This is a genomic window from Streptomyces racemochromogenes, assembly GCF_044129415.1.
Taxonomy (GTDB): Bacteria; Actinomycetota; Actinomycetes; order Streptomycetales; family Streptomycetaceae; genus Streptomyces; species Streptomyces racemochromogenes_A.
The window spans coordinates 1-18,787 of sequence record NZ_JBBDHD010000127.1 but is presented as its reverse complement, the minus strand read 5'-3'; the positions used below and the strand labels follow the sequence as shown (position 1 = coordinate 18,787).

Annotated in this window: 16 protein-coding genes; 7 read left to right on the top strand and 9 right to left on the bottom strand. The window is 73.9% G+C overall.

Features of this window, described 5'->3' with window-relative positions:
• Both mltG and WDV06_RS30800 read right to left on the bottom strand, forming a co-directional pair.
• Window positions 1–895 (bottom strand): endolytic transglycosylase MltG (mltG, locus tag WDV06_RS30805; protein ID WP_395513092.1); only part of this gene is annotated, 895 nt, incomplete at its 3' end.
• Window positions 896–957: 62 nt separating this feature from the next.
• Window positions 958–2,799, bottom strand: a complete 1,842-nt coding sequence (locus tag WDV06_RS30800; protein WP_395513091.1) for an ABC transporter ATP-binding protein — start codon at window positions 2,797–2,799, stop codon at window positions 958–960.
• Between the two features lie 86 nt (window positions 2,800–2,885).
• Here WDV06_RS30800 and WDV06_RS30795 point away from each other — a divergent pair, with 86 nt between their 5' ends.
• The 4 genes from WDV06_RS30795 (at window position 2,886) to WDV06_RS30780 (ending at window position 10,114) form a co-directional block, all read left to right on the top strand.
• Complete coding sequence (locus WDV06_RS30795; RefSeq protein WP_395513090.1) at window positions 2,886–3,356, top strand: MarR family winged helix-turn-helix transcriptional regulator; 471 nt, start codon at window positions 2,886–2,888, stop codon at window positions 3,354–3,356.
• Between the two features lie 65 nt (window positions 3,357–3,421).
• Window positions 3,422–6,346 carry an FAD-binding and (Fe-S)-binding domain-containing protein gene (locus WDV06_RS30790; RefSeq protein WP_395513089.1) on the top strand — a complete coding sequence of 975 codons (2,925 nt, stop codon included), beginning with the start codon at window positions 3,422–3,424 and terminating at the stop codon, window positions 6,344–6,346.
• 160 nt (window positions 6,347–6,506) lie between these two features.
• Window positions 6,507–8,336 carry an ABC transporter transmembrane domain-containing protein gene (locus WDV06_RS30785; RefSeq protein WP_395513088.1) on the top strand — a complete coding sequence of 610 codons (1,830 nt, stop codon included), beginning with the start codon at window positions 6,507–6,509 and terminating at the stop codon, window positions 8,334–8,336.
• Window positions 8,333–10,114 carry an ABC transporter ATP-binding protein gene (locus WDV06_RS30780; RefSeq protein WP_395513087.1) on the top strand — a complete coding sequence of 594 codons (1,782 nt, stop codon included), beginning with the start codon at window positions 8,333–8,335 and terminating at the stop codon, window positions 10,112–10,114. The genes WDV06_RS30785 and WDV06_RS30780 overlap by 4 nt, the downstream gene beginning before the upstream one ends.
• A gap of 30 nt (window positions 10,115–10,144) precedes the next feature.
• Here the strand turns inward: WDV06_RS30780 and WDV06_RS30775 are convergent, their stop codons facing one another.
• Window positions 10,145–10,936 (bottom strand): metal-dependent hydrolase, encoded by a 792-nt coding sequence (locus WDV06_RS30775; RefSeq protein WP_395513086.1) that lies wholly within the window; start codon window positions 10,934–10,936, stop codon window positions 10,145–10,147.
• 84 nt (window positions 10,937–11,020) lie between these two features.
• Between WDV06_RS30775 and WDV06_RS30770 the strand changes: the two genes are divergently transcribed.
• From WDV06_RS30770 to WDV06_RS30760, 3 genes are all read left to right on the top strand, one after another.
• Window positions 11,021–13,603 (top strand): DEAD/DEAH box helicase, encoded by a 2,583-nt coding sequence (locus tag WDV06_RS30770; RefSeq protein WP_395513085.1) that lies wholly within the window; start codon window positions 11,021–11,023, stop codon window positions 13,601–13,603.
• A gap of 115 nt (window positions 13,604–13,718) precedes the next feature.
• Window positions 13,719–14,621 (top strand): acyl-CoA thioesterase, encoded by a 903-nt coding sequence (locus WDV06_RS30765; RefSeq protein WP_045950091.1) that lies wholly within the window; start codon window positions 13,719–13,721, stop codon window positions 14,619–14,621.
• A gap of 119 nt (window positions 14,622–14,740) precedes the next feature.
• Window positions 14,741–15,142: a YchJ family protein gene (locus WDV06_RS30760; protein WP_395513084.1), complete on the top strand. Its 402-nt coding sequence runs from the start codon at window positions 14,741–14,743 to the stop codon at window positions 15,140–15,142.
• Here WDV06_RS30760 and WDV06_RS30755 read toward each other — a convergent pair.
• The 6 genes from WDV06_RS30755 to WDV06_RS30730 all read right to left on the bottom strand — a co-directional run bounded on the left by WDV06_RS30755 (window position 15,106) and on the right by WDV06_RS30730 (window position 18,473).
• The gene (locus WDV06_RS30755) at window positions 15,106–15,930 is read right to left on the bottom strand and encodes a DUF6397 family protein (RefSeq protein WP_395513083.1); all 825 of its coding nucleotides are present in this window, start codon (window positions 15,928–15,930) and stop codon (window positions 15,106–15,108) included. The two genes, WDV06_RS30760 and WDV06_RS30755, sit on opposite strands and share 37 nt — an antisense overlap.
• A 106-nt stretch (window positions 15,931–16,036) precedes the next feature.
• On the bottom strand, window positions 16,037–16,435 hold the full coding sequence (locus WDV06_RS30750) for a roadblock/LC7 domain-containing protein (RefSeq protein ID WP_042809302.1): 399 nt from the start codon (window positions 16,433–16,435) through the stop codon (window positions 16,037–16,039).
• 298 nt (window positions 16,436–16,733) lie between these two features.
• Window positions 16,734–17,378 carry a GTP-binding protein gene (locus tag WDV06_RS30745; protein WP_395513082.1) on the bottom strand — a complete coding sequence of 215 codons (645 nt, stop codon included), beginning with the start codon at window positions 17,376–17,378 and terminating at the stop codon, window positions 16,734–16,736.
• The gene (locus WDV06_RS30740) at window positions 17,378–17,803 is read right to left on the bottom strand and encodes a DUF742 domain-containing protein (RefSeq protein WP_395513081.1); all 426 of its coding nucleotides are present in this window, start codon (window positions 17,801–17,803) and stop codon (window positions 17,378–17,380) included. Before WDV06_RS30740 ends, WDV06_RS30745 begins: the two co-directional genes overlap by 1 nt.
• On the bottom strand, window positions 17,800–18,258 hold the full coding sequence (locus tag WDV06_RS30735) for a roadblock/LC7 domain-containing protein (protein WP_395513080.1): 459 nt from the start codon (window positions 18,256–18,258) through the stop codon (window positions 17,800–17,802). Before WDV06_RS30735 ends, WDV06_RS30740 begins: the two co-directional genes overlap by 4 nt.
• Window positions 18,258–18,473 carry a hypothetical protein gene (locus tag WDV06_RS30730; RefSeq protein ID WP_395513079.1) on the bottom strand — a complete coding sequence of 72 codons (216 nt, stop codon included), beginning with the start codon at window positions 18,471–18,473 and terminating at the stop codon, window positions 18,258–18,260. The genes WDV06_RS30735 and WDV06_RS30730 overlap by 1 nt, the downstream gene beginning before the upstream one ends.
• Window positions 18,474–18,787 lie beyond the last annotated feature (314 nt).

Below are 18,787 nucleotides of genomic sequence, written 5' to 3'. Positions count from 1 at the left end.
GGGCCGGGGGGCCGGCCTGGGCGGGGGCCGGCCGGCCGGTCGGCGGAGCGGCGGGCGTGCCGGACGCCGCCGCGCGGAGCCGGTTGAACTCCGCGACGTGCCTGCGGTGTTCCTCGTAGGTGACGGAGAAGCGGGTGTCACCGGGCTTCACGGTGACGAAGAAGAGCCAGTCGCCGGGGGTCGGCGCGACCGCCGCCGCCATGGCCTGGAGGCCGGGGCTGTCGATGGGCGTGGGCGGCAGTCCCTGCCTCTCGTAGGTGTTGAAGGGGTGGTCGATGCGGGTGTCCCGGATCCTGGTGTCCACACTGGTGCGGTTGAGGGCGTAGTTGAGGGTGGAGTCCATCTGGAGCGGCATCGACCGCGCGAGCCGGTTGTGGACCACGCGGGCGACCCGGCCCATGTCCGCCGGGTTGTCGGCCTCCGCTTCGATGATGCTGGCGAGGGTGGCCGTCTGGTACGGGGTCATGCCGTGCGCCCGGCCGCCGTCGGCGACCGCCTTGGTCGCGAGCTTCTGGTTCGCCGTCCGCACCATCGTCGCCAGCAGGGTGGCCGGGGTGGACTTCGAGGTGACCGGGTAGGTCGCCGGGAACAGGTAGCCCTCCGGGTTGCCCTTCGCCTCGGCGGGCAGGGGCAGGCCGGCGGTGGCGACGGCCGAGGAGGTGCTGCCGGCGGGGAGCCGGAGCTCCTTGTCGATGGCGGCGTAGACCTGTGCGGCGCGCCAGCCTTCGGGGATCAGCAGGTGGCGCGGCTGCTCGGGCGCTTCCGTGCGGGACAGCAGCGGGGCCAGGAACGTCACCCCCAGTCCGATCCCGAGCAGTGCGGTGAACAGGAGCACCAGACGGCCTCGGCGGGTGAGCCGGGAATGGCGCTGCGGCGGCCGGTACGCGGGAGGCATACCGGAACGCTAACGGCCACAGGTTCCGATTTCAGGCACCACACCCCTTACCGGTCACATGATCACACGTTCACCGGAGCGGGGGCGGCCTGTGCGGCGTCCCGGTCCCTGCGGACCAGCGCGGCATAGCGGCCGCCGGCCCCCAGCAGCTCCTCGTGGGTGCCGCGTTCGGCTATGCGGCCGTCGTCCAGGACCACGATCTGGTCGGCGTCACGGACGGTGGACAGGCGGTGCGCGATGGTGATGGTGGTGCGGCCCCGGGAGAGGTTGTCGATGGCCCGCTGCACGGCGTGCTCGGTGCGGGTGTCGAGGGCGCTGGTGGCCTCGTCCAGGATGAGCACCGGCGGGTCGCGCAGGATCGTGCGCGCGATGGCCAGGCGCTGCTTCTCGCCCCCGGAGAAGCGGTAGCCGCGCTCGCCGACCAGGGTGTCGTACCCGTCCGGCAGGGACTCGATGTGGTCGTGGATCTGTGCGGCGCGGGCCGCGTCGGCGATCTCCTCGTCACTGGCGTCCGGCTTGGCGAAGCGCAGGTTGTCCGCGACGGAGGCGTGGAAGAGGTAGGTCTCCTGGGAGACCACGCCTATGGAACGGGCGAGCGAGTCGAAGTCCAGGTCGCGTACGTCCACCCCGTCCAGGGCGACCCGGCCGCCCGTCACGTCGTAGAGGCGGGGCACCAGGTAGCTGAGCGTGCTCTTGCCGGAGCCGGTCGGGCCGACCACGGCCAGGGAGCCGCCCGCCGGGACGGTGATGTCGATGCCGGTGAGGGTGGGGCCGGCCTTGGCGTCGTACGCGAAGTGCACGTCCTCCAGGCGGATCTCGCCCTTGGCGCGGCCCAGCCGCACCGGGTCCTCGCGCTCGGTGATGTCCACCGGCAGGTCGAGGTACTCGAAGATCCGGGCGAAGAGGGCGAGCGAGGTCTGGATCTGCACGCCGGTCGACAGCAGGCTGACGGCGGGCCGGAACAGGCCCTGCTGGAGGGTGACGAAGGCGACGAGGGTGCCGACGGAGAGGGAGGGGGCGCCCGCCTGGAGGGCGATGCCGGCCGCCCAGTAGATGAGCGCGGGCATGGCCGCCATCACGATGCCGATGGTGGACATCCGCCAGCGCCCGGCCATGCTGGAGCGCACCTCCAGGCCGACCAGCTTCTCCGACTCCTCGGCGAAGGCCGCGGTGAGGGACTCGGAGCGGCCCATGGTGCGGCCGAGCAGGATGCCGCTGACCGACAGGGACTCGGTGACGGTGGCGGCCATGGCGGCCATCTGCTTCTGCCGCTTCGTGGTGATCTTCTTGCGCTCGCGGCCGACGCGGCGGCTGATCCACACGAAGAGGGGCAGCAGGAGCAGGGAGACCAGGGTGAGCCGCCAGTCGAGCGCGAGCATCGCGACGACGGAGGCGACGACGGCGGTCAGGTTCGACACGAGCGAGGTCGCCGTCGAGGTGACGGTGGCCTGCATGCCGCCGATGTCGTTGGCTATGCGGGACTGCACCTCGCCGGTGCGGGTGCGGGTGAAGAAGGCCAGCGGCATCCGCTGGAGGCGGGCGTAGACGGCGGTGCGCAGGTCGTGCATGACGCGCTGGCCGACCGTGGTGGAGATGAGCGTCTGGAGCACGCCGAACACGCTGGTCACGACCGCGATGAGGATCATGCCGAGGGCCAGCAGGCTGAGCAGCCCGGTCCGGCCCTGGGGGATGGCGACGTCCAGGATCTCCCTGAGCAGGAACGGCGAGGCGACGCCGACCAGTGAGGAGGCTCCGACCAGGGCGCCGACGACGGCGAGGCGGCCGCGGTAGGGCCGGAACAGGCCGAGGATGCGGCGCAGTTCGCGCGGCCGGTCGGCGGGGGCCGGACGGCTGGGGTCGAGGGCTTCGTTCGATGGGGTCCACTTCGGCTCGTCGCTGTGCATGGGCCTCCTTCCGCCGGGGACTCCGTTGAGCCTAGCTCATTGTTACCTATACTCACAATGAATCCGGTCCTGCTACTGTTCCCAGTATGAGTACCGGTTCCGAAACCGACACCCGCGATTCGGCCGACGGCGTCCTCGCCGAGCAGCTGCTGCGCCTCACGCGCCGGCTCCACCGGATCCAGAAACGGCACATGGAGCCGCTCGGGATCACCCCGGCCCAGGGCCGGCTGCTGCGGATCGTCGCGCACTACGCGGACGGCACGCCGCCCCGGATGGCCGACCTGGCGACACGCCTTGAGGTGGTGCCGCGTGCCGTGACGACCCTGGTGGACGGTCTGGAGGCGGCCGACTGCGTGCGCCGCGCGCCCGACCCCGCGAACCGGCGCGTGATCCGGATCGAACTCACCGAGACCGGACGCGCCACGCTGCGCCGTCTGCGCAACGCGCGGACCGACGCGGCAGAGGAGATCCTGGCTCCGTTGACCGCCGAACAGCGCGAGGTGCTCGGCGGTCTGCTCAACGCACTCGCGGACGTCCCGGCGGAGCGCCGCTGCTGAAACGGTCCCTCACAAGGGCTCCGGGGGCGGCGGGCCGGGCGCCCTGACGGACGAGGGGTCGCCACATGCCGCTGTTCGAACCGGATCCGGACGCCCTGCGCCCGCGGCGGGCCGGCGCGCCCGCGCCCGACCGGGTACCCGACCGGACGGCCTCCGGCACCCCCCGGACCCTGCGCGAGGAACTGGCCGCCCTGCTCGGGCCGGAGAAGGTGCTGTGGAGGGTCTCCGACCTGGTCCGCTACGCCACCGACGCCTCGCCGTACCGGTTCGTCCCGCAGGTCGTGGTGGTCGCCGAGGACGTCGACGACATCTCCGCGGTCCTCTCCTACGCCCACGGCAGGCAGCGCGAGGTCGTCTTCCGCGCCGCCGGGACCTCGCTCAACGGCCAGGCCCAGGGCGAGGACATCCTGGTCGACGTGCGCCGCCACTGGCGGGGCGTCGAGGTCCTCGACGGGGGCCGCCGCGCCCGGATCCGGCCCGGCACCACCGTCTTCCGGGCCAACGCCGCCCTCGCCCGCCACGGCCGGGTCCTGGGCCCCGACCCGGCCAGCGCCGTCGCCTGCACCCTGGGCGGGGTGGTCGCCAACAACTCCTCCGGCATGACGGCGGGCACCGCGAGGAACGCGTACCGCACCCTGTCCTCCCTCACCCTCGTCCTGCCGACCGGCACCGTCGTGGACACCGCCGACCCGCTCGCCGACGAGGAGCTGGCCCGCGCCGAGCCGGCCCTGTGCCGGGGGCTGATGGAGCTCAAGCGGGAGATCGAGGCCGACCCCGCCCTCGTCGCGCGGATCCGGGCCAAGTACGAGATCAAGAACACCACCGGCTACCGGCTCGACGCCTACCTCGACGGCACCACGCCCGTCGAGATCCTGCGCGGCCTGACGGTCGGGTCCGAGGGCACCCTCGGCTTCATCGCCGAGGTCGTCTTCGACACCCTGCCCCTGGACCGCGAGCTCACCAGCGCCCTGCTGTTCTTCCCCTCCCTCCCGGCGGCCGCCGCCGCGGTCCCGCTCTTCAACGAGGCCGGGGCCCTCGCGGTGGAGCTGATGGACGGAAACACCCTGCGCGCCTCGGTCAGCGTGGAGGGGGTGCCCGCCGACTGGGCCGGGCTGCCCCGGGACACGGCCGCGCTGCTGGTGGAGTTCCGCGCCCCGGACGCCGCCGGACGCGCCGCGTACGAGCGCCGGGCCGCCGCCGTCCTGGCGTCGCTGGAGCTGGTCGCGCCGGTCGCCTCCGTCACCAACGCCTTCACCTCCGACCCGGCCGTCATCGCCGGCCACTGGACGGCCCGCAAGGCCTTCGTCACCGCCGTCGGCGGGGCCCGGCCGCCCGGAACCACCCTGATCACGGAGGACTTCGCCGTACCGCCGTCCCGGCTGGCCGAGGCCTGCGAGGCGCTCCTGGCCCTCCAGGCGGAGCACGGCTTCGACGCGGCCGTAGCCGGGCACGCCGCCCACGGCAACCTGCACTTCCTGCTGGCCTTCGACGCCGCCCGGCCCGAGGAGGTCGACCGTTACGCGGCCTTCATGGAGGCCTTCTGCCGGCTCACGGTGGAGCGGTTCGACGGCTCGCTGAAGGCCGAGCACTCCACCGGCCGCAACATGGCCCCCTTCCTGGAACTGGAGTGGGGGCCGCGGGCCACCGACCTCATGTGGCGCACCAAGCGGCTGATCGACCCGCAGGGGATCCTCGCCCCGCGGATCCTCCTCGACCGCGATCCGCGGGGGCACCTGCGCGGCCTGAAGACGATCCCCCGGGTGGAGACGGAGGCCGACCCCTGCATCGAGTGCGGGTTCTGCGAACCGACCTGCCCCAGCCAGGACCTGACGACCACTCCGCGCCAGCGGATCGCGCTGCGCCGGGAGATGACGCGCCAGGCACCCGGCTCCCCCGTCCTCGCCCGGCTGCTCGACGCCTACGGCCACGACGCCGTCGACACCTGCGCCGGCGACTCCACCTGCGCGCTCGCCTGCCCCGTCGGCATCGACACCGGCGCCCTGATGCGGGAGTTCCGCCACCGTCGGCACGGCCCGGCCGAGGAGCGCGCCGCCGCTTTCGCCGCCGAGCGGTTCGCCGCCGTGGAGGCCGCCGCCCGGCTGGCCGTGGCCGCCGCGGGGCGGGTCGGGGACCGGCTGCCGGCCGCCGTCACGCGGGCCGCCCGCAGGGCCGTGCGCCCCGACCTGGTGCCGCAGTGGCTGCCGCGGCTCCCGGGGGCCGCCGCGCGCCGGCTGCCCCCGACCCGGCGGGCGGGCGCGGCCGCCGTGTACTACCCGGCCTGCGTCAACAGGATCTTCGCCGGTCCCGCGGGCCGGTCCGGCCCATCCCTGCCGGAGGCGGTGGTGGCCCTGGCGGAGCGGGCGGGCAGGCCGGTGTGGATCCCCGGCGACGTGCGCGGCACCTGCTGCGCGACGATCTGGCACTCCAAGGGGTACGGGGACGGCAACCGCCTGATGGCGAACCGGATCACGGAGGCCGCCTGGGGCTGGACCGCCGGGGGCCGGCTGCCGCTGGTGGTGGACGCGTCCTCCTGCGCCCTGGGACTGGCCCGCGAGGTGGTCCCGTACCTCAGCGAGGACAACCGGGCCCTGCACGCGGAGCTGCGGATCGTGGACTCCGTGGTCTGGGCCGCCGAGGAGCTGCTGGCGCACCTGGAGGTCCGGCGCACGACCGGTTCGGCGGTCCTCCACCCCACCTGCTCGATGCGGCACCTGGGAGACGTCGAGCAGCTGCGTACCGTGGCCGCGGCCTGCGCGGACGAGGTGGTCGTCCCCGACGACGCGGGCTGCTGCGCCTTCGCGGGCGACCGGGGGATGCTGCACCCGGAGCTGACGGCCTCGGCGACGCGGCGGGAGGCGGAGGAGGTGGCGGCGCGGCCGTTCGACGCGTACCTGTCGGCGAACCGGATGTGCGAGGTCGGCATGGAACGGGCCACCGGCCACCCGTACGCCTCCGTACTGCTCGAACTGGAGCGCGCCACCCGGCCCTGAACCGTTGCGCGCGCCCCGCTCACGCCCCGCGGACCGCACGCCCCGGTGCTTCCCGGGTGCGCGCGGGGCGGCTCCCCCCTGCCGGAAAATCGATTGCCGGGGCCGCGACCGGAAGGCGAACCTTGCGTGGTTTGCACTCACCGAGCCGTGATGGGGCGCCATGCAGATCAGCGACCTTCCGTATGCGGATCCCGGAGTACCCGACGCCCGCTCCGGCCCGCGATTCCTGTGGTGGCTGGGCCGGGGCCAACTCGGCGGCCAGGCCCGGAGCCTGGCCTGGGGGCTGGTGCACTTCTGCGGTATCGCCGGGCTGCCGTACGCGGTGGGCCTGGGCGTCGAGGCCGCCGTCGACCGCGACGGCGGACGGCTGCTGCTGGTGGGCGGGCTCCTGCTGCTGGTCGGCGCCGCCATCGCGACCGGCGACGCCATGCTCCACCGCACGGCCGTCACCAACTGGATCACCGCCGCGGCACGGGTGCAGCAGCTGCTCGCCCGCAAGACCTCCGAGCTGGGCTCGGCCCTGACCCGGCGGGTCGCGGCGGGGGAAGTGGTGGCGGTGTCCACGGGGGACGTGGAGAAGATCGGCTGGTTCGTCGAGGCGGTCTCCCGCTTCCTCGCCGCCGCCTTCTCCGTCGTCGCCATCTGCGTCGGACTGTTGTTCTACGCGCCCGCGATCGGCGTGGTCGTCGCGGCGGGCGTGCCGGTGCTCGCGCTGTCCGTGCTGCCGCTGCTGCCGCGGGCCACCCGGCGCGCCGACGTCCAGCGCGAGAAGGCCGGCAGGGCCACCGAGCTGGCCTCCGACACGGTGGCGGGCCTGCGGGTGCTGCGCGGCATCGGCGGCGAGGACCTCTTCCTCGACCGCTACCGGGCGGCCTCGCAGGAGGTCCGCGAGGCCGCCGTCCACAGCGCCCGGCTGTGGGCGCTGATCGCCGCGGTGCAGGTGCTGCTGCCGGGCGCGCTGATGGTCACGGTGGTCTGGTACGGCTCCGTGCTCGTCGCGGACGGACGGCTGTCGGTCGGCGAACTCGTCGCCGCCTTCAGCGCGGTGGCGACCATGCTGTACCCGTTGCGGCACGTCGAGGAGATCGCCATGGCCTACTCCTTCTCCCGGCCCTCCGCGCAGCGGGCTGCCCGGGTGCTGTCCCTGACGCGCACGGACGGCGGGGCGGATCCCGCCGCCGCCGAGCCGGTGGAGGCTCCGGCTCCGGGTGGGGACCTGTACGACCCCGAGACGGGGCTGCTGGCCCCGGCCGGGCGGTTCACGGCGGTCGTGTGCGGGGACCCGGACCTGGCGGGCCGGCTGGCGGAACGGCTGGGCGGCCACGCCGTGCACGCCGCGGGCGGCCCGGGGGCCGCGCCGCCGTCGGTGCTGCTGGGCGGGGTGGCGCTGGACGGCCTCGCGCTGGACACGGCGCGCGCCCTGGTCCTCGTCCAGGACAAGGAGCCGGTGCTGCTGTCCGGGACCCTGCGCGAGCTGTTCGACGTACCGGCGTCGGGCACCGTCACCGCCGCGGCCGCGCTGGGGGCGGCGCAGTGCGGGGACGTCCTGGACGCGCTGCTCCAGGCCGCCCCCGACGGGGTGGACGACGCGATGGACGCCCGGATCACCGAGCGCGGCCGGTCCCTGTCCGGCGGGCAGCGCCAGCGTCTCGCGCTGGCCCGGTCGCTGGTCACCGACCCGGAGGTGCTCGTGCTGGACGAGCCGACCTCGGCGGTGGACGCGCACACCGAGGCGCGGATCGCCGACGGGGTGGCCGCCCTGCGCTCCGGACGCACCACGGTGGTGCTGGCGTCCTCGCCGCTGCTGCTGGACCGCGCCGACCGGGTGGTGCTGGTGCACGGGGGCCGGGCCGTGGCGGCCGGCACCCACCGCGAGCTGCTGCGCGCGGAACCCCGCTACCGGGCGGTGGTCACCCGGGAGACGGACGGGGAACAGGGGCGGGTCGTCGGACCCGCCGGGGAACTCACGGAGATCGAGGAATCCGCATGATCGGCGTGGCGCCGCCCGACGGAGACCCGGCGGCCCCCGAGACGGCCGCGACCCTGCCCGTGGGCACGTCGGCGACCGTCCGGGACTATGTGCGCGGCCTGCTGCGGCGGCACCGGCGGGCCTTCACGGTGCTGGTCGTGGTCAACGCGGTCGCGGTGACCGCCTCCATGGCCGGCCCGTACCTGCTGGGGCGGGTGGTGGACGAGCTCTCGGCAGGGGCGAGCGAGCTCCACCTGGGGCGCGTGGCAATGCTGTTCGCGGTGGCGCTGGCCGTCCAGACCTGCTTCGTGCGGCTGGTGCGGCTGCGCGGGGCGATGCTCGGCGAGGAGATGCTGGCCGACCTGCGGGAGGACTTCCTGGTGCGGTCGGTGGGCCTGCCCCCGGGCGTCCTGGAGCGGGCCGGTACCGGCGACCTGCTGTCGCGGATCACCACCGACGTCGACCGGCTGGCGAACGCGATGCGGGAGGCGGTTCCGCAGCTGGCCATCGGCGTGGTCTGGGCGGGGCTGCTGTACGGCGCGCTCGCGGTCACCGCGCCGCAGCTGGCCCTGGCGGCGCTGGTGGCCCTGCCGCTGCTGGTCGCCGGATGCCGCTGGTACTTCCGGCGGGCGCCCTCGGCGTACCGCTCGGAGGCGGCCGGGTACGCGGCGGTCGCGGCGGCGCTGACGGAGACGGTGGACGCGGGGCGGACGGTCGAGGCGCACCGCTTGGGCGGACGGCGGATCGCACTGTCGGAGCGGCGGATCAGGCAGTGGACGGCCTGGGAGCGGTACACCCTGTTCCTGCGGACGGTGCTCTTCCCCGTGGTCAACGCCACCTATGTGACGATCCTCGGGGCGGTGCTGCTGGTCGGCGGGTACTGCGTGCTGCGCGGCTGGATGTCGGTCGGCCGGCTGACCACGGGCGCGCTGCTGGCGCAGATGATGGTCGACCCGATCGGGCTGATCCTGCGCTGGTACGACGAGCTCCAGGTCGCCCAGGTGTCGCTGGCGCGGCTGGTGGGGGTGCGGGAGATCGAGCCGGCCGCGGGTGACCGTGCGGTGGCCCCGGAGGGCCGGGACGTCCGGGCGGACGAGGTCCGGTTCGGCTACCGGGAGGGCGTGGACGTCCTGCACCGGGTGTCGATGTCCGTGCCGCCGGGCACCCGGATGGCGCTGGTCGGCCCCTCGGGCGCGGGCAAGTCGACGCTGGGCCGGCTGCTGGCGGGCATCTACGCGCCGCGGACCGGGGAGGTCACGCTCGGTGGGGCGCGGCTGTCGCGGATGCCGGCGGAGCGGGTGCGCGAGCACGTGGCCCTGGTGAACCAGGAGCACCACGTGTTCACGGGCTCCCTGCGGGACAACCTGCGGCTGGCCCGGACGGGCGCGGGGGACGCGGAGCTGTGGGCGGCGCTGGGCGCGGTGGACGCCGACGGCTGGGCGCGCGCTCTGGAGTCGGGGCTGGACACGGAGGTGGGCTCCGGCGGCAGCGCGCTGACCCCGGCGCAGGCGCAGCAGATCGCGCTGGCCCGGCTGGTGCTGGCGGACCCGCACACGCTGGTCCTGGACGAGGCGACCTCGCTGCTCGATCCGCGGGCGGCCCGGCAGCTGGAGCGGTCGCTGGCGCGGGTGCTGGACGGCCGGACGGTGATCGCGATCGCCCACCGGCTGCACACGGCCCACGACGCGGACGTGATCGCGGTGGTCGAGGACGGCCGGATCAGCGAACTCGGCTCGCACGACGAGCTGGTGGCCGCCGACGGGGCGTACGCGGCCCTGTGGCGCTCCTGGCACGGCTGACGGAGGCCGGCGGGCGCCCCGGTCCGGGCGCTAGATGAAGCCCAGTGCCGAGGCGCCGCCGACGCCGCCCAGGAGCATGAACACCGGCATGAGGACCTTCAGCTCCACCCAGCTGCCGGCCCGGAAGCGCATCGCCTTCGGCGGGCCGACGGGGTACCAGCGCTTGCCCTTGACCGGGAGGGGCCACAGGATCGGGCAGCCGGAGACGGTCAGCGCGTCGCCGATGTCGTGGACGAGGGCGCCGAGCAGGATCGGCAGGCCCAGCCAGAGGTACTCCTGCCCGGGGCCGGTGAACAGCCAGCCGGCGCCGTTGCCCGGCTCGTCGAGGACGCCGGCCAGGATCCAGGCGCTGGTCGCGCCGAGCAGCCAGACCAGGACGTCGCTGGACATCCGCGCCGCCCGCCACAGCAGACCCTCGACGGCCAGCACCAGGTGGACGAAGAGGAGCACCAGGACGCCCCAGCGGTCGAAGCTCACCGCGAGCGCGGACGAGCCGGCGCCTATGAGGACCGCCCACAGCCAGGTGTGGGTCAGGGTGCGGTGGCCGCCGCTGCGGCGGGCGTCGCGCGGGGAGCGGGTCGCCTTGTAGACGGCGTACGAGATCTTGTCGACCACCTCGCACAGGCCCCGGGACAGCGGACCGAAGGCCCGGGAGATCGTCGCCGACTTGTGGTCGAGGTCGGGGGCGAGTGCCGCGCCGGCGCAGATCAGCGCGCCGACGACCAGTACGGGCCAGGGCATCGGGTGTCCGGCGGCCGCGGTCGCGGCGCCCACCCCCAGCCAGGCCGCCGCCCCGGACAGCGAGTGCGCCGGACCCATCATGCTCGTTTCCCGCCCCGGTCCTGTCGTGGTGCGGCCCCGTCGACGTCTTCGGTCGGGCCGCCTCAGCGGCCCAGAGTACCCGCGATGATCTTCTTCCCGTCCGCCGGTTCCCTCTTCCGGCGGGAAGCCAGGCAAGATGGGGGCGTGACCCTCATTGATCAGCTCCCGCCGACCGCCGACCCCGACGCCCTCTTCGAGGCTTTCTCCTCGTGGGCGGAGGAGCGGGGCATCACCCTGTACCCGGCGCAGGAGGAGGCGCTGATCGAGGTCGTCTCCGGGGCGAACGTGATCCTGTCGACCCCGACCGGCTCCGGCAAGAGCCTCGTCGCGGCGGGCGCGCACTTCACCGCCCTGGCCCAGGACAAGGTCACCTTCTACACCGCCCCGATCAAGGCGCTGGTGTCGGAGAAGTTCTTCGACCTCTGCAAGATCTTCGGCACCGAGAACGTCGGCATGCTGACCGGCGACGCCTCCGTGAACGCGGACGCCCCGGTGATCTGCTGCACCGCCGAGGTGCTGGCCTCCATCGCCCTGCGCGACGGCAAGTACGCCGACATCGGCCAGGTCGTGATGGACGAGTTCCACTTCTACGCGGAGCCGGACCGCGGCTGGGCGTGGCAGATCCCGCTGCTGGAGCTGCCGCAGGCCCAGTTCGTGCTGATGTCGGCCACCCTCGGCGACGTGAAGCGGTTCGAGGAGGACCTCACCCGGCGCACCGGCCGCCCCACCTCCGTGGTCCGCTCGGCGACCCGGCCCGTCCCGCTCTCCTACGAGTACGTGACCACGCCGATCACCGACACCATCACCGAGCTGCTGGAGACCCGGCAGGCGCCGGTCTACATCGTGCACTTCACGCAGGCCCAGGCGGTCGAGCGGGCGCAGTCGCTGATGAGCATCAACATGTGCACCCGCGAGGAGAAGGACAAGATCGCGGAGCTGATCGGCAACTTCCGCTTCACCACGAAGTTCGGCCAGAACCTCTCCCGGTACGTCCGCCACGGCATCGGCGTGCACCACGCGGGCATGCTGCCGAAGTACCGGCGGCTGGTCGAGAAGCTGGCCCAGGCCGGCCTGCTGAAGGTGATCTGCGGTACCGACACCCTCGGCGTCGGCGTGAACGTCCCGATCCGCACGGTGCTGTTCACCGCGCTGACCAAGTACGACGGCAACCGCGTCCGCACGCTGCGCGCCCGCGAGTTCCACCAGATCGCCGGACGCGCGGGCCGCGCCGGCTTCGACACGGCCGGGTTCGTGGTCGCGCAGGCGCCCGAGCACGTCATCGAGAACGAGAAGGCCCTCGCGAAGGCCGGCGACGACCCGAAGAAGCGGCGCAAGGTGGTGCGCAAGAAGGCGCCCGAGGGCTTCGTCGCCTGGTCGGACACCACCTTCGAGAAGCTGATCGCCGCCGACCCGGAACCGCTGACCTCCCGCTTCAAGGTCACCAACATCATGCTGCTGTCGGTGATCGCCCGGCCGGGCGACGCCTTCAAGGCGATGCGCAGCCTCCTGGAGGACAACCACGAGCCGCGCAAGGCCCAGCTGCGGCACATCCGCCGGGCCATCGCGATCTACCGGTCGCTGCTGGACGGCGGCGTCGTGGAGAAGCTCGACACCCCGGACGCCGAGGGCCGCACCATCCGGCTCACGGTCGACCTCCAGCAGGACTTCGCGCTGAATCAGCCGCTGTCCACCTTCGCGCTGGCCTCCTTCGACCTGCTGGACCCCGAGTCCCCGTCCTACGCGCTCGACATGGTCTCGGTCGTGGAGTCCACCCTGGACGACCCGCGCCAGATCCTGGCCGCCCAGCAGAACAAGGAGCGCGGCATCGCGGTCGGCGCGATGAAGGCCGACGGGATCGAGTACGAGGAGCGGATGGAGCGGCTCCAGGAGGTCACCTATCCCAAGCCCCTGGAAGAGCTGCTGGTCCACGCCTACGACGTGTACAGCAAGAGCCACCCGTGGGTCCGCGACCACCCCGTCTCGCCGAAGTCGATCATCCGCGACATGTACGAGCGGGCGATGACCTTCACGGAGTTCACCTCCTTCTACGAGCTGGCCCGCACCGAGGGCATCGTGCTGCGCTACCTGGCGAGCGCGTACAAGGCCCTCGACCACACCATCCCCGACGACCTGAAGTCCGAGGACCTGGAGGACCTGATCGCCTGGCTGGGCGAGCTGGTGCGCCAGGTCGACTCCAGCCTGCTCGACGAGTGGGAGCAGCTGGCGAACCCGGAGGTGGAGACCGCGGAGCAGGCCCAGGAGAAGGCCGACCAGGTCAAGCCGGTCACGGCCAACGCCCGCGCCTTCCGCGTCCTGGTCCGCAACGCGATGTTCCGCCGGGTGGAGCTGGCGGCCCTGGACCACGTCGACCAGCTGGGCGAGCTGGACGCCGACTCCGGCTGGGACGCCGACGCCTGGGGCGAGGCCATGGACGCCTACTGGGACGAGTACGACGACCTGGGCACCGGCCCCGACGCGCGCGGCCCCAAGCTGCTGCAGATCGAGGAGGACCCGGCGCACGGGCTGTGGCGCGTCCGCCAGACGTTCGCCGACCCGAACGGCGACCATGGCTGGGGCATCAGCGCGGAGGTGGACCTCGCCGCGTCCGACGAGGAGGGCCGGGCCGTCATCCGGGTCACCTCGGTCGGCGAGCTCGGCGCGCTCTGAGCTCCCCCGGACGCCGTCGGGGGGAGGCCCCGACCCGCAAGCCGCCCGGCCGGGCGGACCCGCCCGGCCCGCCGGACCCGTTGGCCCCCCCGGACCCGACAGTGGAGAACCCGCGATGACCAACCCCGCCGAGAGACTGGTCGACCTGCTCGACCTGGAGCAGATCGAGGTCAACATCTTCCGGGGGGCCAGCCCCCAGGAGTCCCTCCAGCGCGTGTTCGGCGGACAGGTCGCCGGCCAGGCGCTGGTGGCGGCCGGCCGGACCACCGAGAGCGACCGCCCGGTGCACTCACTCCACGCGTACTTCCTGCGCCCGGGGATCCCCGGCGTACCCATCGTGTACCAGGTGGAACGGGTGCGTGACGGGCGCTCCTTCACCACGCGCCGGGTCACCGCCGTCCAGCAGGGCAAGACCATCTTCAATCTGACCGCCTCCTTCCATCACCCGGAGGAGGGCAGCATCGAGCACCAGCTGCCTCCCCGCCTCGACTTCCCCCACCCGGACGCCCTCCCGAAGGTCGTGGACGAGATCCGCGAGCACCTGGGCGCACTGCCCGAGGCCCTGGAGCGGATGGCCCGCCGCCAGCCCTTCGACATCCGGTACGTGGACCGGCTCCGCTGGACCCCCGAGGAGCTCAAGGACGCCGATCCGCGCAGCGCGGTGTGGATGCGGGCGGTCGGCCCGCTGGGCGACGACCCGCTCGTGCACACCTGCGCCCTCACCTACGCCAGTGACATGACCCTCCTCGACGCCGTGCGCATCCCCGTGGAGCCGCTGTGGGGCATGCGCGGTTTCGACATGGCCTCCCTGGACCACGCGATGTGGTTCCACCGGCCGTTCCGGGCGGACGAGTGGTTCCTGTACGACCAGGAGTCGCCCATCGCCCACGGCGGCCGTGGTCTGGCCCGCGGCCGCATCTACGACCTGGAGGGCCGGCTGCTGGTCTCCGTGGTCCAGGAGGGGCTCTTCCGCCCGTACCCGGCCGAGAAGGCACGCCCGGCCGTGTCCCCCCAGTAGACCCGGACCACCACCCGGTCCTCCCGGCGGGCCCGGTCACCGGGCCCGCCCTCCTCCGTCCCCTCCGGTCCGGGTCCGTCCGGTCCCGTTCCGTCCGTCCCGAAGAACTGAGCGCTCCCATGACCACCCCGGTCCTCCCCTGCCCCTGCGGGCTGCCCGCCGCCTACCCGGACTGCTGCGGCCGCTTCCACTCCGGTGCCCGGCAGGCGCCCACCGCCGAGCTGCTGATGCGTTCGCGCTTCAGCGCCTTCGCGGTCGGCGACACCGCCTACCTGCTGCGCTCCTGGCATCCCTCGACCCGCCCGGGCCGGCTCGACCTCGATCCGGACCAGCGCTGGGAGCGGCTGGAGATCCTCTCCACCGAGCGCGGCGGGATGTTCGAGACCGAGGGGTCGGTGGAGTTCCGCGCCCACTACCGCGAGGGCGGCCACACCGGATCGCTGCACGAGCACAGCTCCTTCTCCCGCGAGGGCGGCGCCTGGGTCTACGTCGGCCCCCTCTCCCCCGTCGAGTTCGACTGATCCCGCGCCCCGGCCAGGGCGAGCTCCAGACCGGCGCGGTAGCGGCCGGTCTCCTCCGGCGGCTGGGCGACCAGCAGCGGGCGGGCCACCGCCGCGGCCGCCGGGACCTGTGGGTGGCCGTAGGGCGGGGGCGGGGCGAGCGCGGCGAGCACGATCCGCTCCGCCGGATCGGGGACGGCGGCCAGCACCTCCTCGTCCGGGAGGACGGAGGCCAGCACGGCCGCACGCTCCCAGGGGCCCGCGGCACGCCCCAGCAGCAGTCCCACGTGCCGCTCCCGCCACCGGCTCGGGCGCAGGTCCACCCCCGCCGCCATCAGCTCCCGGTCCCCGGGAGGTGCCGCCCCCCTCAGCAGCCCCGGCTCCCGGGTGGCGAACTCCCGCAGCTCCGCCGCCAGGTAGAGCCAGACGAGGGCCCGGTAGCGGTTGACCCGGTAGCCGACGGGGCTCAGGCGCCCGCAGCGGGCGAGCCGGGTGAACCGGGTCGGCCCGGTGCCCAGCACCCGCGCCCCGTGGTCCGCGCCGGCCACGGTCTCGACCCGCGCACGCAGCGCCTCGGGGAATCCCCGCTCCGCCTTGACCCGTTCCAGCTCGGTCCGGGTGAAGCGGGCGGCGCCGCCCGGCGCACGGGGACCCCGGCGCACCAGGCCCAGCTGGACGGCCCGGGCGAACTCCCCCCGCCCCAGCCCCAGTTCCGCCGCCGCCCGGACCCCGCCGAGCAGCACCTGCGGCCGCGCGTCCTCCCGTAGAGCCGTCCCGGCGGACACACACGCGCCCCGTTCCACGTTCATCACGATCTCCCCCACGTCCGGCGACCACCCCTGGTGATCACTCTGTGTGAAGACCGTAACCGAACGCCACGACATCGCGCCCGACCTGTGGATAACCCGGGGTCCGCTAGCCCCCGGTGATCCGCCGCTCGGCGACGCCCAGGTGTTCCCCCACCCGGTTGACCAGCAGCGTCATCTCGTACGCGACCTGCACGATGTCCGCCTCGGCGGCGCTCAGCGCGCAGAGGCTGCTGCCCGAGCCGGCCGCGACCACGAACAGGAAGCCCTCGTCGTACTCGACCATCGTCTGGCGCACCTCTCCGGCCCTGAAGTGCCGCCCGGAGCCCTTCGCCAGACTCTGGAGCCCCGCCGCGACGGCGGCGAGGTGCTCGGCGTCCTCCCGCGCCAGGCCCGCGCTGGCCGCCGTCACCAGCCCGTCGTTCGACAGCACCACCGCATGGCGGACCTGCGGGACCCTGCGCGTCAGGTCGTCCAGCAACCAGTCGAGCTGCTTGTCCAGTGCCATTTCCAGCCCCTCCCCGTTGACCCGGCCGACGTGGCCGCGCCCTCCCCGCGTGGTCGTGCCGCAAGCCTTCCCCAGCAGGGGCTTTCCGGCAAGGAGCAGGGACGCATGGCACACAAGATGACTCAAGAGGAATGGCGGGGCCCCTCGCGCACCCCACCCCTGCTCCGCCCGCGCCGGACGGCCGTCCCCACCCAAAAGGACGAAGCGCGCACATCGCGCCCATCCGGTCCGTTCCCGGCGGTGGCCACCACGCGTCCACGCCCGGCGACACCACCGTCAAGAGGCGGAATCCGGCCCCTCACACCGAACCGGCCTGCGGGCCCACCGAGTCCAGCAGCCGCGCGGTGTGCACCCGCCCCGCGTACTCGACCAGCCGGATCAGCACTTCCTTCCCGGAGTCCCTGTCCCGCGCGTCGCACAGCACCACCGGCGTCCCCTGCTCCAGGTCCAGCGCCCGCGCCACCTCGTTCGCCCCGTAACGCCCGGCCCCCGCGAAGCAGTTGACCGCGACCACGAAGGGGATCCGCCGGTGCTCGAAGTAGTCCACCGCCGGGAAGCAGTCCTCCAGCCGGCGGGTGTCGGCGAGCACCACCGCCCCCAGCGCGCCCTGCGCGAGCTCGTCCCACAGGAACCAGAAGCGGTCCTGGCCGGGCGTCCCGAACAGGTACAGGGAGAGCCCGGAGCGAATGGTGATCCGCCCGAAGTCCATGGCCACGGTGGTCGTGGTCTTCCGCTCGACCCCGTCGGTGTCGTCGACCAGCTCGCCCGCCTCGCTCAGCACCTCCTCCGTCCGCAGCGGACGGATCTCGCTGACCGCGCCGACCAGCGTGGTCTTGCCCACGCCGAACCCGCCCGCCACGAGGATCTTGAGCGCGAGCGCGGCCAGTTCCGCGTCGCTCCCCGGGCCCCCCGTCTCGGCCGGTCCGTCGTCGTACAGTCCCATCACAGTGCTCGCAATCCCTCGATGACTTCCCGCAGAATCCGCAGTTCCGGCAGCCGGGCGGGCGGTACCGGACGTCTGACCCGTACGTGCCCCGCCTCCAGCAGGTCCCCCAGCAGCACCCGCACCACGCCCACCGGGAGGTCCGTTCCGGCGGCGAGCTCCGCGACCGAGCGGAACTCGCCGCGGCAGAGCTCCAGCAGGGCCCGGTGTTCGGGCCCCAGCAGGGCCCCGTCCGCCGCGCCGCCACCGGCGTCGTCGACCAGGACCAGGGCGATCAGGTCGAAGCGGACCCCGTGGGCCGCCGGTTCCGTACGCCCTCCGGTCATGGCGTACGGGCGGACGAGCGGGCCGGCGTCGGCGTCGTACCACCGCCCGCCCACCGGCCCGTCGGGCCTGCCCTCCGCCTGCCGGGCCGCCGTCCTCACCCGGCGGCCGGCGGGTGGTGGGCCGCGAACCGCGGCGGGGTGTGCAGGTGTTCGCCGACCCGCTTGACCAGCCGGGCCATCTCGTAGGCGATCAGGCCGATGTCCGCGCCGGCCGTACTGAGGACGGCCAGGCAGGAGCCCTCCCCGGCGGCCGCGACGAAGAGGAACCCCTCGTCCATCTCGACCATGGTCTGGCGCACGCCCCCGGCGTGGAAATGCCGGCCCGCGCCCTTGGCGAGGCTGTGGAAACCGGAGGCCACGGCGGCCAGGTGCTCGGCGTCCTCCCTGCTCAACGCCGTGGAGGAGCCGACCGGCAGTCCGTCGCCGGACAGGACCACCGCGTGCCGGACCTCGCGGACGCGTACCACCAGGTCGTCGAGCAGCCAGTCCAGTTCGCCGGTCCGGCGGACTCCTTCGGAGCCGGGGACGGAGCCGGGTCTGTGGTGTTCGATCATCACGCTTCTCCTTCGCTGCCTGCGTGGGGGGATTCGTCCTGGGAGCCGCGCGCCCAGCCGGCCCGGTAGGCCGCCATCCGGTCCCGCGCCTGCTCCGGGCTCCGGCCCGGGAGCTCCTCGGGGGGCCGCTCTCCCGCCGGGGCCTGCGCGGCGGGGACCTCGCGCAGCTGCGGGACCAGGCTGGCCTGGCGCACCCGGCGCGGCAGTTCGGTCACCGGGCCGGCGGGGGCCGGTGCGGAGGGCCGAGCGGTACGGGTCCCCCCGCCACCGGGGCCGCGCGGCCGGAGGGCCGCCACCGGGGCGGGGAGGGGCTCTCGCGCCCCGGCACCGGCCGGCCCGGCGGCCCCGGGCCCCGTTACGGGCGGCCCGGGTTCGTCGGGCGCGGCGGCGACCCGCGGGTGGTCCCGGCCGGGGTCGGGGGGGGGGGGGGGGGGGGGGGGGGGGGGGGGGGGGCCTTATCATCAACAAGAGAACCAAACCTCAATATCTTAATAAGGTTATCTTTATAAATATATTTGTTCTGGTGGGG

Coding starts and splice junctions, on each gene's coding strand:
- WDV06_RS30800 (WP_395513091.1), bottom strand. CDS start 2,799: ATGCACAGCGACGAGCCGAAGTGGACCCCATCGAACGAAGCCCTCGAC.
- WDV06_RS30795 (WP_395513090.1), top strand. CDS start 2,886: ATGAGTACCGGTTCCGAAACCGACACCCGCGATTCGGCCGACGGCGTC.
- WDV06_RS30790 (WP_395513089.1), top strand. CDS start 3,422: ATGCCGCTGTTCGAACCGGATCCGGACGCCCTGCGCCCGCGGCGGGCC.
- WDV06_RS30785 (WP_395513088.1), top strand. CDS start 6,507: ATGCAGATCAGCGACCTTCCGTATGCGGATCCCGGAGTACCCGACGCC.
- WDV06_RS30780 (WP_395513087.1), top strand. CDS start 8,333: ATGATCGGCGTGGCGCCGCCCGACGGAGACCCGGCGGCCCCCGAGACG.
- WDV06_RS30775 (WP_395513086.1), bottom strand. CDS start 10,936: ATGATGGGTCCGGCGCACTCGCTGTCCGGGGCGGCGGCCTGGCTGGGG.
- WDV06_RS30770 (WP_395513085.1), top strand. CDS start 11,021: ATGATCTTCTTCCCGTCCGCCGGTTCCCTCTTCCGGCGGGAAGCCAGG.
- WDV06_RS30765 (WP_045950091.1), top strand. CDS start 13,719: ATGACCAACCCCGCCGAGAGACTGGTCGACCTGCTCGACCTGGAGCAG.
- WDV06_RS30760 (WP_395513084.1), top strand. CDS start 14,741: ATGACCACCCCGGTCCTCCCCTGCCCCTGCGGGCTGCCCGCCGCCTAC.
- WDV06_RS30755 (WP_395513083.1), bottom strand. CDS start 15,930: ATGAACGTGGAACGGGGCGCGTGTGTGTCCGCCGGGACGGCTCTACGG.
- WDV06_RS30750 (WP_042809302.1), bottom strand. CDS start 16,435: ATGGCACTGGACAAGCAGCTCGACTGGTTGCTGGACGACCTGACGCGC.
- WDV06_RS30745 (WP_395513082.1), bottom strand. CDS start 17,378: ATGGGACTGTACGACGACGGACCGGCCGAGACGGGGGGCCCGGGGAGC.
- WDV06_RS30735 (WP_395513080.1), bottom strand. CDS start 18,258: ATGATCGAACACCACAGACCCGGCTCCGTCCCCGGCTCCGAAGGAGTC.